16 protein-coding genes are annotated in these 16,056 nt (G+C 32.1%); 15 read left to right on the top strand and 1 reads right to left on the bottom strand.

Annotation, left to right across the window (positions count from 1 at the left end):
- Entirely contained in the window at positions 1–528 is a 528-nt protein-coding gene (locus ATE84_RS25750) for an RNA polymerase sigma factor (RefSeq protein ID WP_233195896.1), read from the bottom strand.
- Positions 529–788: 260 nt separating this feature from the next.
- On the opposite strand from ATE84_RS25750, the gene ATE84_RS25745 reads away from it, so the two are divergent.
- The 15 genes from ATE84_RS25745 (at position 789) to ATE84_RS25680 (ending at position 16,052) form a co-directional block, all read left to right on the top strand.
- Positions 789–1,373, top strand: a complete 585-nt coding sequence (locus tag ATE84_RS25745) for an AraC family transcriptional regulator (RefSeq protein WP_101450738.1) — start codon at positions 789–791, stop codon at positions 1,371–1,373.
- 269 nt (positions 1,374–1,642) lie between these two features.
- Complete coding sequence (locus tag ATE84_RS25740) at positions 1,643–2,074, top strand: hypothetical protein (RefSeq protein WP_143273714.1); 432 nt, start codon at positions 1,643–1,645, stop codon at positions 2,072–2,074.
- An 853-nt stretch (positions 2,075–2,927) separates the two neighbouring features.
- Positions 2,928–3,167 (top strand): hypothetical protein, encoded by a 240-nt coding sequence (locus ATE84_RS25735; RefSeq protein ID WP_101450734.1) that lies wholly within the window; start codon positions 2,928–2,930, stop codon positions 3,165–3,167.
- A gap of 572 nt (positions 3,168–3,739) precedes the next feature.
- Entirely contained in the window at positions 3,740–3,895 is a 156-nt protein-coding gene (locus tag ATE84_RS26425) for a hypothetical protein (RefSeq protein WP_158237340.1), read from the top strand.
- A 32-nt stretch (positions 3,896–3,927) separates the two neighbouring features.
- The gene (locus ATE84_RS25730) at positions 3,928–5,907 is read left to right on the top strand and encodes an ATP-binding protein (RefSeq protein WP_101450732.1); all 1,980 of its coding nucleotides are present in this window, start codon (positions 3,928–3,930) and stop codon (positions 5,905–5,907) included.
- A 304-nt stretch (positions 5,908–6,211) separates the two neighbouring features.
- Positions 6,212–8,167, top strand: a complete 1,956-nt coding sequence (locus tag ATE84_RS25725) for a tetratricopeptide repeat-containing sensor histidine kinase (protein WP_101450730.1) — start codon at positions 6,212–6,214, stop codon at positions 8,165–8,167.
- 12 nt (positions 8,168–8,179) lie between these two features.
- Entirely contained in the window at positions 8,180–8,848 is a 669-nt protein-coding gene (locus ATE84_RS25720) for a response regulator transcription factor (protein WP_101450728.1), read from the top strand.
- Between the two features lie 319 nt (positions 8,849–9,167).
- Positions 9,168–9,887 (top strand): RNA polymerase sigma factor, encoded by a 720-nt coding sequence (locus tag ATE84_RS25715; protein WP_101450726.1) that lies wholly within the window; start codon positions 9,168–9,170, stop codon positions 9,885–9,887.
- 97 nt (positions 9,888–9,984) lie between these two features.
- On the top strand, positions 9,985–10,653 hold the full coding sequence (locus ATE84_RS25710; RefSeq protein ID WP_101450725.1) for a TetR/AcrR family transcriptional regulator: 669 nt from the start codon (positions 9,985–9,987) through the stop codon (positions 10,651–10,653).
- Between the two features lie 71 nt (positions 10,654–10,724).
- Positions 10,725–10,982 (top strand): hypothetical protein, encoded by a 258-nt coding sequence (locus ATE84_RS25705; protein ID WP_101450723.1) that lies wholly within the window; start codon positions 10,725–10,727, stop codon positions 10,980–10,982.
- A gap of 152 nt (positions 10,983–11,134) precedes the next feature.
- Complete coding sequence (locus tag ATE84_RS25700; protein WP_101450721.1) at positions 11,135–12,730, top strand: SulP family inorganic anion transporter; 1,596 nt, start codon at positions 11,135–11,137, stop codon at positions 12,728–12,730.
- An 11-nt stretch (positions 12,731–12,741) separates the two neighbouring features.
- Positions 12,742–13,584, top strand: coding sequence for a universal stress protein (locus tag ATE84_RS25695; RefSeq protein ID WP_101450720.1), 843 nt, complete (start codon positions 12,742–12,744; stop codon positions 13,582–13,584).
- A gap of 11 nt (positions 13,585–13,595) precedes the next feature.
- Positions 13,596–14,222, top strand: a complete 627-nt coding sequence (locus ATE84_RS25690; protein WP_101450718.1) for a carbonic anhydrase family protein — start codon at positions 13,596–13,598, stop codon at positions 14,220–14,222.
- Between the two features lie 108 nt (positions 14,223–14,330).
- Positions 14,331–15,422 carry a cobalamin biosynthesis protein CobW gene (cobW, locus tag ATE84_RS25685; protein ID WP_101450716.1) on the top strand — a complete coding sequence of 364 codons (1,092 nt, stop codon included), beginning with the start codon at positions 14,331–14,333 and terminating at the stop codon, positions 15,420–15,422.
- Positions 15,423–15,467: 45 nt separating this feature from the next.
- Positions 15,468–16,052: a cob(I)yrinic acid a,c-diamide adenosyltransferase gene (locus ATE84_RS25680; RefSeq protein WP_101450714.1), complete on the top strand. Its 585-nt coding sequence runs from the start codon at positions 15,468–15,470 to the stop codon at positions 16,050–16,052.
- Positions 16,053–16,056 lie beyond the last annotated feature (4 nt).

The raw sequence follows: 16,056 nt of genomic DNA, 5'->3' as shown, positions 1-16,056 counted from the left end.
TCACTTTTTTAAATAGTCACCTAATTTTTCATGTAGCTCTTTAAGTGCTAAATGCATTCTCCGTTCTACCGCCTTTTGGGTAAGACCTATTATTTCGGCAATTTCCTTATACGTCTTTTTGTCTTTTCTACTTAACAAAAATACTTCTCTTTGCTTCACGGGTAATTCTGAAATGCTTTGCTGTAATTTCAACATAAATTCTTTTTCTTCAATCAAGAATTCTGGGCTTTGACCATCGATAAGAATAGGAGCTGCTTGTTGGTTATATTTTAAAATAACCTTTTTATGGTTGACCTCATTATAAAATGCATTTTGTGCTACTTTCATTACAAATGATTTTGCTTTTTCAAAAATAACTTTACTACAGTTCTTCCATAATTTGACGAATGCATCTTGGGTTATATCTTCCGCTTGTTGCATATCACCACATTTGTAGTAAATAAAGTTTCGGATAACCTCAGAATGATTATCAAAAATCATCTTAAAAGTTTTTTCCTCACAAACGGATTTTTTTTTGACATCCATCATTCAAAATTTCATTTTTTTAGCTAAAGATCTAGGTGCGCAATTGTTATGCCAAAAACTGATTTTTTTCATATTTATTGCTGTAATAATATGTTTTTCCTACATATTTTTCCCTTCTCCCTATATTTTTAAAAGAAAAAAAATGTTTGCCGACTTATTTTCTTAGAGGCAAATGTATGAATAAAAATAAAAAAGAAGTAGGGTAGAGTCAAAGTTAACTGTTGTGAGATAAAACGAATAGATTGTAAATTAAATTTCATAAAATGAGTTGGTTAGATGATAACTTCTTAATCTCTATCTTAATTATCCAATTACTAGTTACAGATATGGCTTTAGTCCTGATTTTTGTAGATTTTCGCAATGTTCAAAAAAAGAAGAAAAAAGCTTCAGATGTTACACTTAAAAAAATGGAAAAGGAGTTCAAAGAAATCAGGTGCGAACTAAGAGAAAAACGTCGAAATTTGGATCTTTCATATGGTTTAGTGAACGAATTTAAGAAAAGATTGATACGCCTAATGGAAGAGGAAAAACCTTTTAGGAATGCAGATTTGAAATTGGCGGATTTAGCATCCAAACTAGGCATTTCGACCCATCAGACTTCTCAGATTATCAACCAAAAATTTGGACAGAGTTTCAATACTTTCATAAATATGTACCGAATAACCGAAGCGATTAGAATTTTTAGATGTGGTACTTGTTCGAATTTTTACGATATACTGTTTGATGTAGGTTTTAATAATGAAGAAACATTTAATAAAGCATTTAAGAATTATACCAATAAAACTCCAATAGAATTTGGCACAGAAAATGATGTAATAATGAATTCCGGATTAAATCAGTTTTCATGATTTTTAGCTAAGTGGATTTACATCGTTTAGATGACCACCCTTATTAAAAAGGGTTTTCATTTATAGGAAGTCTATAAAATATAATAAATGGATAATTTTCTTTTCCATATATAAGAAAGTTGAACTGGTTGATCATTTGTTTTATCAAAAAAATATAGTTGGCAGATTGAACACTATAATAGCGAGTCAAATAAGTAGCTAGTCAACTATTACAAAGTAGTCTTATGCTATTTTGATTTGTGTTTTTTGGAATATAATAGTAAAAAGTAATGATGACATTTAATTTCAACTTATTCTCAAGTGATGGGAGCAGACGTATTACGAATCAAATAAACCAAAACAAAGTTCTTCTTCATTATTCTAAAAGATCTTGTAGGGGTATAGGCCCAGAATATGATCTATGGATTTTTACAGATGGAAAAGTTTTATACGAAGAAGTATATGAGAGTGAACACGGTAAAGAAATCATGGGGGTACTATCTCGAGAAGAAATCTATGATTTGACAATATTATTGAAAAAAGATTTAGATAGCTCTGAACATGTTAAAAATGTAAGAGGTTTTCCTGTAACAATTTTGAAATTTAAAGGAAGAGAACTGGAATACCATGCCTCGATAATCGATGGAGCGTTAAAAACGGTTGACAATAAGATAGAATACCTGTTAGGAAAATTACAGATGGGGATACCTGCTTTATTATGACACCATTCAAAATCCTTATTTTTCATATTTATTAGAACTTAAATATGATTCTGCAATAGTCTTATGAGTAACTTATTGATTTTCATAAGATTATTTTTTTATTTTTAATCAATATCTGGATTGAATTCAAGTGCAAATACATATATTTGCGCACTAATTTGGAAAATAAGCCAGAATTCATTATTTTTTGTATAACAAAATGAAACAGAATAGTATACATATGGCATTAAAATTGCGGTTTAATCTGTGTGATTATCGATGGATTAATGAAGTATCTCTGCAGAAGAGGACGCTATGTAACTATTTTAATCATTTTTTGAAGTGATATAACTTAAAAAACGAATATAAAATAGCAAGCGTCCAAGAAATTGGACGCTTTTTTTATTGGTTTTTTTTGATGTAAACGACATCAAAAGCATACAATCCGTTCGAAATAATAAAATCAATAAAGAGTAATAGTATAAAAAACACACTCAAATAATAATATGTTATAAAACAATCTAAAAAAAATAAGTAAAATTTTAAACGAATGCAGAAAAGCTAATTAGCACATAAAGAGTAAGTGATTGGAAAGCAAGTATCAGGTAGTTAGAAGATTGCCAAAATATCCAAAATCTGTTATAAAACGGACAGGGATTTCTTTGCTTAATTTTAAATTTAAGTAATTGATAATCAATGAATTATTGTTCTAAAATAGTTGTAGGATCCTAAAAAAATCCGTATCTTTGTATCTCAATACAAGCAATACATTATTTGTTCAGTTTTTAGAAAAATAATAATAATTGACTACGTAAAAAGATTGCGTAGTCGTACTGGACATTTGTATACTAATTAATAACCAAAAAATAAAACAATGAAGTATAATCAATATTCTAAAAAAGGACAGGAGGACAGAAAACATCTGTTAACCGATGCATTCGGAAGTGTCCTTGGAATGGGTTTATATACTTCGGTTGTTACCCCTCTTCCAAAAGTGATTACCGAATCAAATGGTGGCGAAAGACTGGAAGAAACACTTCAATTTATAAGTAAAAATTTCCGTGAAGTAGTAGTTAATGACAGTTTTGCTTCTTGTAAAGTATTTGTTTCATAAGCTTTATAAGAGTAATGATAATTTGTATAAGTGATTGAGTTCGCCTCCCGAGGCAAACTGAGCAATAGTTAGAAAAACATCGATTTCCTTTCAAGTAATAAATAATCATATTAGCAAGTGCTAATTTGAAGAACCAAGCAGGAATCAATCAAGTATCTAACGATGTAACATCTCTTATGAGCTAATTACATACTTTAACTGTTATTAACATCACCAACCAGTATTTTCTATAGTAATATAGTTTTTTTAGTGTTGTATGTAGTTTCTAGGACAAAAGCCTAGAAGCAAAGTATATATCTAAAAATCAACATCACAGTATAAGTATGCTTAACAAATTGTTAGGAATACAACTGGATTACATAGAGAATACCACAACTGACCCATCAAAAAATCCAAACTACAGTTCGCTGCTGCCCAAAAGGGAAAGTAGGGTATCGCGACTGTATTAGGATTTTACTTTCCCAAAACCAATCGATAATTCCCATAGGTAATGGGTGTGCAGTAGCATACCGATCTGGGGTTAATACCTATGGGCGTACCCTACACTTTGGAACACAAAAAAACTTAACATCATGAAAACTTTAAAATACATACTAATAGCCGTACTCCTGGGAGTTAACCTTGCTTCTTGTACGCCAGATGATAGCGTTAAAGAAAACGAAACCTTACAAACTGAGGTATTATGCACTAAAGGAGAAGATGAAGTAATCGAAGAAGGTGATATTTAATCTTAATCATTATAATTTAGTACTTTTGAGGGATGAAACGATATACGTTTACATCCCTCCTTTTTTTAGGTATAGTAATAAGCGTTTTTTTCAATTCTTGTAATCATAATGTTACCAATGATCCGATTGCTACTCAGGTAAGCAAAAAGATCGATTCTTTACATACCTATTATGACATTGCTTCAGATAATTCCAATGCCAAAGAAAAAAGATTAGAAACCATAAATAGCTTTCTACAAGGAACTAGGAAGCTGGAAATTGATTCTTTACGGCTTAAAGGGCTCTCATTATACGCCAAATTGCTGAATAAATATAAAAGCCCTGAAAAAGCAATGGAGCAATCTTATGTGTTATTACAGCTTGCTCAACAAAATCAAGATAGTGTTTATATAGGAACAGCATTGTATAAATTAGGGCTTTATAATAAAAAGCTTGATAATTACCTGGAAGCTTTTGGATATTATAATCAATCTTTTAAGATTTATAGAAATCTTAAGGATAGTATTAATGCAGGGAGGTGTTTGATGGCTATGTCTAATATTCAGATTGCTTTGGGGGATCATAATGCCAGTAAAACAACAGCTACAGATGGTTTAAAATATGTAGAGAATTCTTCTGAATACAAAATAATATCTGGACTGTATCATGGTATAGCCATATCTTTTAATCAATTAAAAAACCCTCAAAAAGCCTTCCTTTGGAACTCTAAAGTTCTAGGTTTACTTAACGATTCAATTGCAAAAAAGAAAGTAGGGATTCACCTCTTACCAGTTTTTAAAAACACTCGTGCAAATATTTTAGCAGAGCAAAAAAAATATGAAGAAAGTATTGCTATTTTACAATCCTTACTAAAAGATGAGAGCGTAATAAAAAAGCGAACACGATATGCTCAAATCCTAAGCAACCTGGGACATATTAAATTTCTTCAAGACCCTAATAACTCTGAAAGTGAAACTATGTTGTTGGAAGCACTCAGTATCAGGCAACAAGAAAAAAACGTATTCGGTTTATTTGCAAGCAACATACATCTCACTAAATATTATACAAATAAAGACTTAGGAAAAGCAAAATACCATGCTCATGAAGCCTATCATAGTATAAAAGATTTTGGAGATTATGAGGCATTATTAGAAGTGTTAACCTTGATTACCAAATTAGATCCAGAGTCTCTAGAGGACCATCAACGCTTTAAAGAGGCTAGTCTTCAACTTATGGAACTTCGAAAAAAGACACGAGAAATCTATGCACCTACGCGATTTGAGAATGAAAACTTACTAAAGGAGAACGCAGAAAAAAACAGAAAAATATCAGAGGTTCGTAACGAAAATACAATCTATCTTCTGGGGATTTTGTTATTACTCACAGGTATTGGATTTATAGTCTATTTTTTTAGACAACAAATGCATTACCTTAATCAACAAAATAAAATAATACAGTTTGAAGCCAGTTACGAAACCGAAACTCGTATTTCTAAACAATTACATGATGAGCTAGGGAATGATATTTTCCAGTTGATGATGCAATATCAAAACGATCCTCATGATTCCCAAATAAAAGATAAACTCAACATTACCTACCTCAAAGCACGTGATATCTCTCGTGAAAACAATGAGTTCGAGACTGGGGAGACCTACCCAGAAGAATTGAATACTATGCTACAAAACTATACCCAAAAAGGGATTCAGTTAATCGTTATAGGATTTGATAGGATCGATTGGGATGAGGTGGATAAAACCATAAAAATAACGGTGTACAGGGTGCTACAGGAATTGATGACCAATATGCAGAAACATAGTCAAGCCAGTCTGGTTAAATTGAAATTTTCTAATACCAATGACACACTTACGATTAACTATTCTGATAACGGTGTAGGGATGACAGAGGAAGATGTAAAATCCAAAAATGGACTTCGAAATACAGAAAACCGTATTCGAGCTATACGAGGAACACTTATCTTTGACTCAGAAAAAGGCAAAGGTTTTAAAGCCGAAATACAAATCCCTAATTCTTAATCAATTTAGTAACCTGATTCGGTCTAAGCTAAAACGTTATAAAAAAGCGTCAATTCGAGTGGTTTTTCAGAATAAAATGGAGAAAAACTGTATCGAGAATAGCTTTTTTAAGCTAAAATCCTATTCTCGATACACTTCTCCTAAAGTCGAATCGAATTGACGTGATTTTCTTACGTCGAACTCAGGTTAGTAAGTACATAATCATTATTTCTACAAAGTATAACTGGTATAAGAGAAAAGAAAATAAAAACTTTCGGATGCTAGTGAAAGGATATCATTATTTTTATCTTATAAAATACGATTCATGTTTCGAAGTCTTTTCAACATTATTTGTATATCACTTTTTCTTTGTTTGGTTTCTTGTGACGATCAAAATCAAACAGATAAGGATATAAAGAGTATATCTGATCAAATTGATTCTTATATTGAAAAAGCAAAAGATAAGAATAGAACAAATCAACAAAGAAAAAATAGCTTAGAAGAAGCCTATAAAGTTTCTTCTGCGCTTAATAACAGTTCTTTTAAAATAAGTAGACTTCAAAACATTTCTTATGTGTATTATGATTTAAAAGATTTAAGACATTATAAATTACTGAATGAAGAGGTCTTAGGTATAGCTCATACAATTGATGATTCCTTAAATATAGCGAAATCATATTTTTATTTAGGGATTTATTATAGAAGCTCTAAATCAGATGTTGCTTTCAAAAATTTTCACAAAGCTGAAAATATATATGCTTTAATGTTAAAAAACGGAAAAAATTTAAATACTATTTCTTTCGATTATGGTAAAGTACTAATTGACTTAGCGCATATTTTAAGAAAGGCAAAAGATTATACTAAAAGTGAATCTTTAACTATTAAAGCAATTGAAAGTTTTGAGCTTGCCGAAAATGATTGGTATATTCCAATGTGTTATACTAATTTAGGAATTATAGCAAAGCACCTAGAACAATATGATGATGCTATTGATTACTATCTAAAAGCTATTAAATATGCTAAAGGAACCGATAAAGAGGTATTACAAAAAGTATTATCTTATAATAACATAGGTACGGTTTATAAATCACAACAAAAGTATGATCAAGCAAAAGGATATTATCATAAGGGATTATCATATACAGAGTTTTTAAATAAGAACCCTAGACGACATTCTCTATTACTAGATAATTTGGCATATGTTAATTTTCTATCCAAGGATACCGCTGATATCCCTAATCTTTTTTATAAAGCATTAAAAATTAGAGATAGTATCGATGATAAGTTTGGTATAGCAACCAATACCTTGCATCTAGCAGAATACTATCAATTTATACAAGAAGATAGTATCGCTAAGGTGTACGCAGAACGATCCCGTGATGTGTCATTAGTTTTACAAAATAATGGAGAATTATTACAGAGTTATAAACTATTGTCAGAAATATGGAGTGGTGATAAGGGGTTGGAGTATGCAAATAAATATATGCAACTCAATGATAGTATAATAAAAAGAGAAAGAATATACAGAGATAAGTTTGCAAGAATTCGATTTGAAACCAAAGAAAAAGAACAACAAATCATTGAAGTTCAGAACAAAAATACAATCTATCTCCTTGGAATATTACTATTACTAACAAGTATTGGATTCGTTATCTACTTTTTTAGACAGCGAACACGGTACTTAGGTCAACAAAACAAAATAATACAGTTTGAAGCCAGCTACGAAACCGAAACTCGTATTTCTAAACAATTGCATGATGAGTTAGGGAATGATATTTTCCAGTTGATGATGCAATATCAAAATGACCCCCACGACTCTCAAATAAAAGATAAACTCAACATTACCTACCTTAAAGCACGTGATATCTCTCGTGAAAACAATGAGTTCGAGACTGGGGAGACCTACCCAGAAGAATTGAATAATATACTACAAAACTATACCCAAAAAGGGATTCAGTTAATCGTTATAGGATTTGATAGGATCGATTGGGATGAGGTGGATAAAACCATAAAAATAACGGTATACAGAGTGCTACAGGAATTGATGACCAATATGCAGAAACATAGTCAAGCCAGTCTGGTTAAATTGAAATTTTCTAATACCAATGACACACTCACGATTAACTATTCTGATAATGGTGTAGGGATGACAGAGGAAGATGTAAAATCCAAAAATGGACTTCGAAATACAGAAAACCGTATTCGAGCTATACGAGGAACACTTATCTTTGACTCAGAAAAAGGCAAAGGTTTTAAAGCCGAAATACAAATCCCTAATTAAAAAATTAGCAAAATGTTTACTAAAGTATTGGTAGCAGAAGACTATGAAATTGCCAATCAAGGCATTATAAAAGTGCTGAATGATAAAATTGGAATCTATAATATTGAAGAAGCTAAGTACTGTGATGATGCCTATCTAAAATTTAGAAAAGCGCATAATGATCAGGAAGTATTTGAATTATTGATCACAGATCTTTCATTTAGAGAAGGTCATAAAATCCAAACCAGAACCTCAGGCATCGAACTCATAAAAGATATAAGAAGTATACAACCGGATATCAAAGTGATTGTATACTCTCAGGAAAACAGACCAGACAAAATTAATATGCTATTCGAAAAACTTAATATCAATGGATATGTTTGTAAAGGTCAGGAGGCAATACAAGAATTAGTAGCTTGTGTGCAAAGAGTGTATCAAGGCAATACGGTTTGGCCACCAGAAATTACTAATAATTCTAATGCTAATACAATGATTCACCTGGATGATTTGGATATGATGCTACTAGAAGAATTATCACAAGGATATACCAAAAAAGAAATCCGAATCAAGCTTAAAAAACAAAATATATCTCCAAATAGTGAGAGTGCTATTGATAAAAGAGTAAGTAAACTTTTTGATGACTTCAAAGCTAAAAATAGTACCCATCTGGTAGCTATTGTTAAAGATCTAGGGTTGTTGTAGTAACCCAAGTTCGACGTAAGCGATACTGTTTAAAAAAGCGTCAATTCTAGCCTGTACTGAGCTATGTCAAAGTATTGGATCGAATTGGCGTGATTTTCTTATATCGAATTCTGGTTATAGCAGTATATAAGGGGCTATCTAATTTTAACTAATTAAAACAAATTCTTAACATCTTCAAAAACAGTATGATGTGAATTTTTCTTTAAAAAAAACAGATGACATTACAGAAATCTGTAAGGACATATGACCTAGTCAATCTATGTTTGTATCATAAAGGCAAGTGAGCGATAAATGACAATGAGCTTATACCATTTGTTGTTTGAATTTACCAGAAAAGAAAATTAAGCATAGTTGGGGTACTACGGTTTATTTTCATTCTGAAAATGAGGTGAAAAAAGAACATTTTATCTCAGTAAATTCAAACAACAAATGGTATTATCTAAACCCTAAAAGATACAAATTCACTATAATGATGGATAAAGATCGAGTAATCATAGCTGGAATCATTGATGGGGACGAGAAAATACTAACATGTTTTTATAAAGAAAATATACGATACATCCAGGGATATATTCTTCGCAATAATGGAAACTCTGAAGATGTAGAAGATGTTTTTCAGGATGCATTAGTTGTACTATATCAAAAATTACGATCAGGTCTTTTGGAGTTGCGAGTACCCATAAAAACCTATTTTTATGGAATTTGTAAAAACTTATGGAGAAATCGATTAAAGAAAAAGAAAAAACTGATTATCAACGATGAGCAGTATGGTTTTAATGAGAGGGTTGGTGAATCCTTAATAGCCGATATTGAAAATCAAGAACGCGAGCATCTCTATAGAAAACACTTTCAAAAGTTAAGCACAGAGAATAAGAAACTATTATATCTTTTTTTTGAAGGAAAATCAATGAAAGAAATTTCAAAAATTACAGGATACTCTGAAGGGTATGCCAGAAAAAAGAAATTCGAAGCCAAAAAGAAATTATTAAAAATGATCGAAAAAGATCCAATGTATAGTGAACTAAAAATCATTTGCTAATTTAGATCATAAACACTTCCAAAACCTATACTTTCATAAAAATTAGTTAAACCAACTTCATTTAATAGTAATACTTTCATATATTTGCTTTTCTGAAATGGAAAGTTTACCGATACATATAACAATTAACCCGGAGTTATACACCAAAAACCCTGAATCCTCTGATCTGGGGAAGAAAATAGTACACACTAGTATCGAGATGATAAATGAGTTAGGCTTTGAATCTTTTACATTTAGAAAATTAGGAGTCGCTATAGGGTCTAATGAAAGTTCAATTTATCGTTATTTTGAAAGTAAACATGCATTATTGGTATATTTAATCAATTGGTATTGGAGTTGGATTGAGTATAAATTGGTTTTTGCAACGGCAAACATTACCTCTGCAAAAGATAAATTAAATACCGCAATCACACTGCTTACTCAGGAAGTAAAAGAAGACAACTCTTTTACTTTTATTAATGAAGTACTACTTAATAAAATTATCATTTCAGAATCTGCTAAAGCCTATTATACGAAGGATGTAGATGAAGAAAATAAAAAAGGTTTCTATAAAACTTATAAAAGAGTTGTACAAAGAGTGAGCGATATGGTTTTGGAGATAAATCCAAAATTTGAGTTTCCACATATGCTCATCTCAACAGTGATCGAAGGAGCACATCATCAACGTTATTTTTCTCAACACCTTCCTGCTTTAACCGATGTTGAAGAAGGGAAAAATAATGTAGTAAGATTTTATACTGATCTAGTACAAAAAACTATCGCTTAATGAAGTTATGCTGTACTAACATATTTAGCTATATAAAGTATTGCTCGTTTATCGTTGTACTTGTGAGTATGATGTTACAGTCAATAGTGGAGACGATTACACTTTTTACTAATGATAATATCGAATTAGTTGAAGTAGATTGGGAAGAAGATTCTGATGAAGAAGAAAAACAAGAAGATGATTGTAAGGACGAAAAAAATGAAGTTAAAATTTTGAATTCTTACGATCGTCATTTCATCTACGCTTCACAACGTTCTTGTTATCAGGTAATTCAGCTTTTATCTGATTTTGATCTCGAAATTCCCATCCCACCTCCCGAACAGGTGTAATTAAATTAGGATTCTACTTCTTAATCTGAATTCTTATCGTATATCAATCAAGTTCCATTACTAATGGAACTCATCAATTTACATAATAACATTATTAATTGATCAATGTTTTTGTGCCCAATGGGTATGGCATTTCTCAAATCAGTATAACTATGAATAATTCAAATTTATTTAAAAATCTTAAGGCCGATATTCCGGCCAGTATTGTCGTGTTTTTTGTAGCGTTACCTCTATGTTTAGGTATTGCTTTAGCAAGTGGAGCTCCTTTGTTTTCTGGCCTGATTGCCGGTATCGTAGGTGGTATCGTAGTGGGAGCCATGAGTGGATCCCAAATAGGTGTTAGTGGCCCTGCTGCAGGGCTTGCAGCAATTGTATTAACCGCAATTGGCGCATTAGGAGGGTATCAAAACTTCCTTTTGGCTGTCGTTTTGGGAGGTGTGATACAATTGGCATTTGGTTTCTTGAAAGCAGGAATTATAGGGTATTACTTTCCATCATCCGTAATTAAAGGAATGCTAACAGGAATAGGTATTATTATCATACTTAAACAAATACCACATTTCTTTGGATATGACGCAGATCCAGAAGGTGATTTTGCATTCTTCCAGATAGATGGTGAAAATACATTCTCAGGAATTTTAAGTGCAATTAATGCTATTAGTCCCGGAGCTACATTAATAGCAGTTATCGGCCTCGGAGTTCTTCTTTTATGGAGTAACGTACTTTCAAAAAAAGGGAAAATATTTCAACTTATTCAAGGGCCTTTGGTAGCAGTTGCTGCTGGGATTATATACTTTATAGTTACAGCAGGAAATAGTACTTGGGGAATCTCTACAGAACATTTGGTAAGTGTACCTGTACCAGAGGATGCATCTTCGTTCTTAGCGCAATTTAGTTTTCCAAATTTTGGAGCGATTACTAACCCACAAATATGGGTAACTGCCTTTACTATTGCTTTAGTGGCCAGTCTGGAAACCTTATTGTGTGTAGAGGCAACCGATAAGTTAGACCCTCGTAAGCGGGTAACACCTACTAATCGAGAATTACTGGCACAGGGTACAGGAAATATTATTTCTGGACTTATCGGAGGATTGCCGATTACCCAAGTAATTGTTCGTAGTTCAGCAAACATCCAATCAGGAGGGAAGTCCAAAATGGTAGCAATTTTACATGGATTCTTGTTGTTAATTTCTGTAATTTTAATACCAAGACTTTTAAATAAGATTCCACTATCTGTATTAGCTGCAATTCTTTTTATCGTTGGATATAAACTTGCAAAACCAGGATTATTTAAAACCATGTATCAATTAGGTTGGAAACAATTTGTTCCATTTATAGTTACGGTTACAGGTATTGTATTTACAGATCTTTTGGTAGGAATAGGGCTAGGCTTATTAGTAGGTATTGTAGTTATTTTGATAAAGAGTTTTCAAAACTCACATTTCTTACATATCGAAGATAAGAGTAACGGCAAGCATAAAATAAAGATGACATTAGCAGAAGAAGTAACATTTTTCAATAAAGGAGCTATTCTTAAAGAACTAGACAGCCTTCCCAGAGATACTTATTTAGAACTTGATGTTCGAAAAACAAGATATTTAGACAACGATATTGTTGAAATTCTTGAAGATTTTTCTGAAAAAGCAAGAAATAGAAATATTGATATTCAGCTTATTTCAGAAAGAGGTATAATAGAAAACCCAGATAGCTTTATTCAATTTTTTAGACTACGCCCTAAAAGCGCTTAAAATACAAGTATATGAAAACTAATATATTAAAATCAAAATATAGACTATTAGTATTAATTGACCAAACTAAATCCTCATATACAGCATTACGTAATGCTGTGAATTTGGCAAAGGTTATAGATGCTGGAATTGAGGTTTTTTATGTAAAACCACCAATGCAGGTTGTTCGATATGATAACCAAATAGCTGTAATGAGAACACTAGACGAAGAAAGAGTTGCTTCAAAAAAGGCAATGCAAAAATTAGTTGATACGGTATCAGATATAGAAAATATCCCTGTCATATACAGTTTTACCTTCGGAAATGTTATTACTGAAATACAAAATCACATTACCAAAACACAGCCAGATATTGTTGTTATTGGTAAACGAAAACCCAAAATAGTAAACTTTTTGGGAGATGGACTAACGTCTTATTTATTGAAGCATCACAAAGGAGGAATTCTTATTTCTGGAAGTGATAAAAACCTTACATCGTATCATAATGTATCTCTTGGTTTTCTTGATGATGTATCGATAAATAAAGAAGTTGAAATTGTTCAGGATTTAAAAAAGCGTACTCATAAACCTTTTAAGCTGTTTAAAATTAAGAAAACAGATTCTCGACTTAAAAAACCAACAGCCTTTTCGAAACCTAAAGAACAATCTATTGCAGAAAATACAGTAATTTTTGAGTTCGACGAAGGAATGGATAATAGTAGTAGCGTCTCAAAATATATTGAAAAAAATAAATTGGGACTGCTTTGTGTAAAACGAGAAACTAAACAAAAACTACGTAAATCAATTGGTTTCAACACTAAAATTCAGCAGACCATAAACAAAACAAATGTGCCGGTTCTTATATTGGCTAACTAAAAATAATAATTATGAAAGCACATACAAAAGAAACGCAAGATGCAATGACATCAAATAGTGCATTAAAAGCACTTGTAGAAGGAAACCAACGTTTTCAAAATAACCTGAAGGCGGATAGAAATTTATTGCAACAAGTAACCCAGACCGCAAATGGTCAATTTCCTTTCGCAACGATATTGAGTTGTATCGATTCTCGAGTATCATCAGAATTAATTTTTGATCAGGGTATGGGTGATATTTTTAGCATACGAATTGCAGGAAATTTTGTGAACGAAGATATCTTAGGTAGTATGGAGTTTGCCTGTAAATTGGCAGGAACAAAACTATTGGTGGTCTTGGGGCATACTGCCTGTGGTGCGGTTAAAGGAGCATGTGATCATGCTAGACTTGGAAATTTAACCGCCTTAATAAACAAAATAGAACCAGCAGTTGAAGCAGTTAAAGAACCAAAAGATGATGCCTTAAGAAACTCAAAAAATATCGATTTTGTAAATGAGGTTGCAGAAAAAAATGTAATCATGACCATTGATAATATTCGTTCTTCAAGTGAAGTCCTTGCCGAAATGGAAAATAATGGAGAAATAAAAATTGTTGGCGGAATGTATGACATTAAAACCGGTGGAGTAAAATTCTTTTAAATATGAAATTCGGTATCTAACAAGAATACTATACAAACATATCATAATTTGTTTTTTCCTTTAATCTATAATAGATAGTTTTGCTAGGAATCATTTTGATAAGAATATATGGCTTTAAACACACAAAAAATACCTGTAACCATTATTACAGGATTTTTGGGGTCTGGTAAAACGACTTTGATACATCAAATTGCTAAAAATGCAAACGGCAGACGATTAGCAATAATCGTTAATGAATTTGGAGAATTAGGAATGGATGGAGAAATTCTAAAAGGTAATGACTGTGGATGTGAAGAAGAAAATATATTAGAATTGAGTAATGGATGCCTTTGTTGTACAGTACAGGAGGAGTTTTTGCCTACCATGCTTCAATTGATGGAGCGTAAACAGGATATTGACCATATTATTATCGAAACTTCTGGATTAGCATTACCTAAGCCATTATTAAAAGCTTTTAACTGGCCTGATTTGAAACCACAAATTACTGTAGATGCTGTAATAACTGTGGTAGATTGTGTAGGGCAGGCCACAGGAGAAATATGTGACCGTGATAAAGTACAGTCGCAACGATTAGATGATGAAAACCTGGATCACGAATCCTCTATCGAAGAATTATTTGAAGATCAGCTTTCTTGTGCAGATTTGATTATAATGACCAAATCAGATTTAATTAATACAGAAGAATATAATCAAGTCAGCAATATTATTCAGAACCGTGTGGGTGACAACATTAAATTGATTTCTGCAGTAAAAGGTAATGTCCCTGCCGATGTATTATTAGGGATTGATGCTAAAGCTGAAGATCATGTAGATGACAAACATTCTCATCACGAAGAACATCATCACCATCATCATGATCACGATGAGCATGGGCATCATCATCACGACCACGATCACGATGATTCGATCAATTCTATTGTGATAGAAATCAAAGCACCTCATACTCCGCAAACTCTAATCAAAAATTTAAAGACACTGGTCGCAGAACACCATATTTACAGGATTAAAGGAATTATCCATGTGCCTGGTAAACCAATGCGTATGATTGTTCAGGGAGTTGCAGATCGATTTGAAAACTATTTTGATAGAAAATGGGTCGATGGAGAAATCAAGGCTACTCGATTAGTGATTATCGGAGAACAACTCGAAGAGCAAAAGATTCAAGAGATAGTAGAAGAAAAACTGATGGTAGGAGTATAACTATTCATTGACATGATTTCAGTATTAATTTAAAATTTTAATCCCTTGAAAATATATACACGTAAAGGAGATACAGGTAAAACTGGAGTCTTTGGAGGAAAAAGAGAATTTAAAGATTCTGCACGTATAGAATGTAACGGAGCTTTGGATGAAGCGAATTCTACTATTGGATTACTACGTGCAAAATTAGATAATGACCATGAGTGGCAACCAAATCTTCATAAAATCCAAAAAGACCTTATGGATATGATGTCACATCTCGCAAGGCCATCAGATTCTAAAAAAGAAAACCCTAACCCCAAACCTAAAGACGGAGCAGATTTTTGTGAACAATGGATGGATGATATGGAAGCTAATATTAGTTCTCCATCTGACTATTTTTTATTACCTGGAGGGAATGAAATTTCAGCATTATGTCATGTGTGCAGAACACAAATCAGAAGAGGTGAGCGTAGATTAGTTACCTTAATGCATGAAGATCCAGAATCTGTAGAAGAATATGTGGTTGCCTATATTAATAGATTATCAGACTTATTCTTCACCATGGCCAGAGCAGAAATGGATAAAGCCGGGGTAGCAGAAGAGAAATGGCAGTTGTTTTTATATAAAAGAAAAAAGAAAAGAACATAACGGT

Source organism: Aquimarina sp. MAR_2010_214 (assembly GCF_002846555.1).
GTDB lineage: Bacteria > Bacteroidota > Bacteroidia > Flavobacteriales > Flavobacteriaceae > Aquimarina.
The sequence above is the reverse complement of the archived record's forward strand: the minus strand, read 5'-3'. Positions and strand labels throughout refer to the sequence as shown.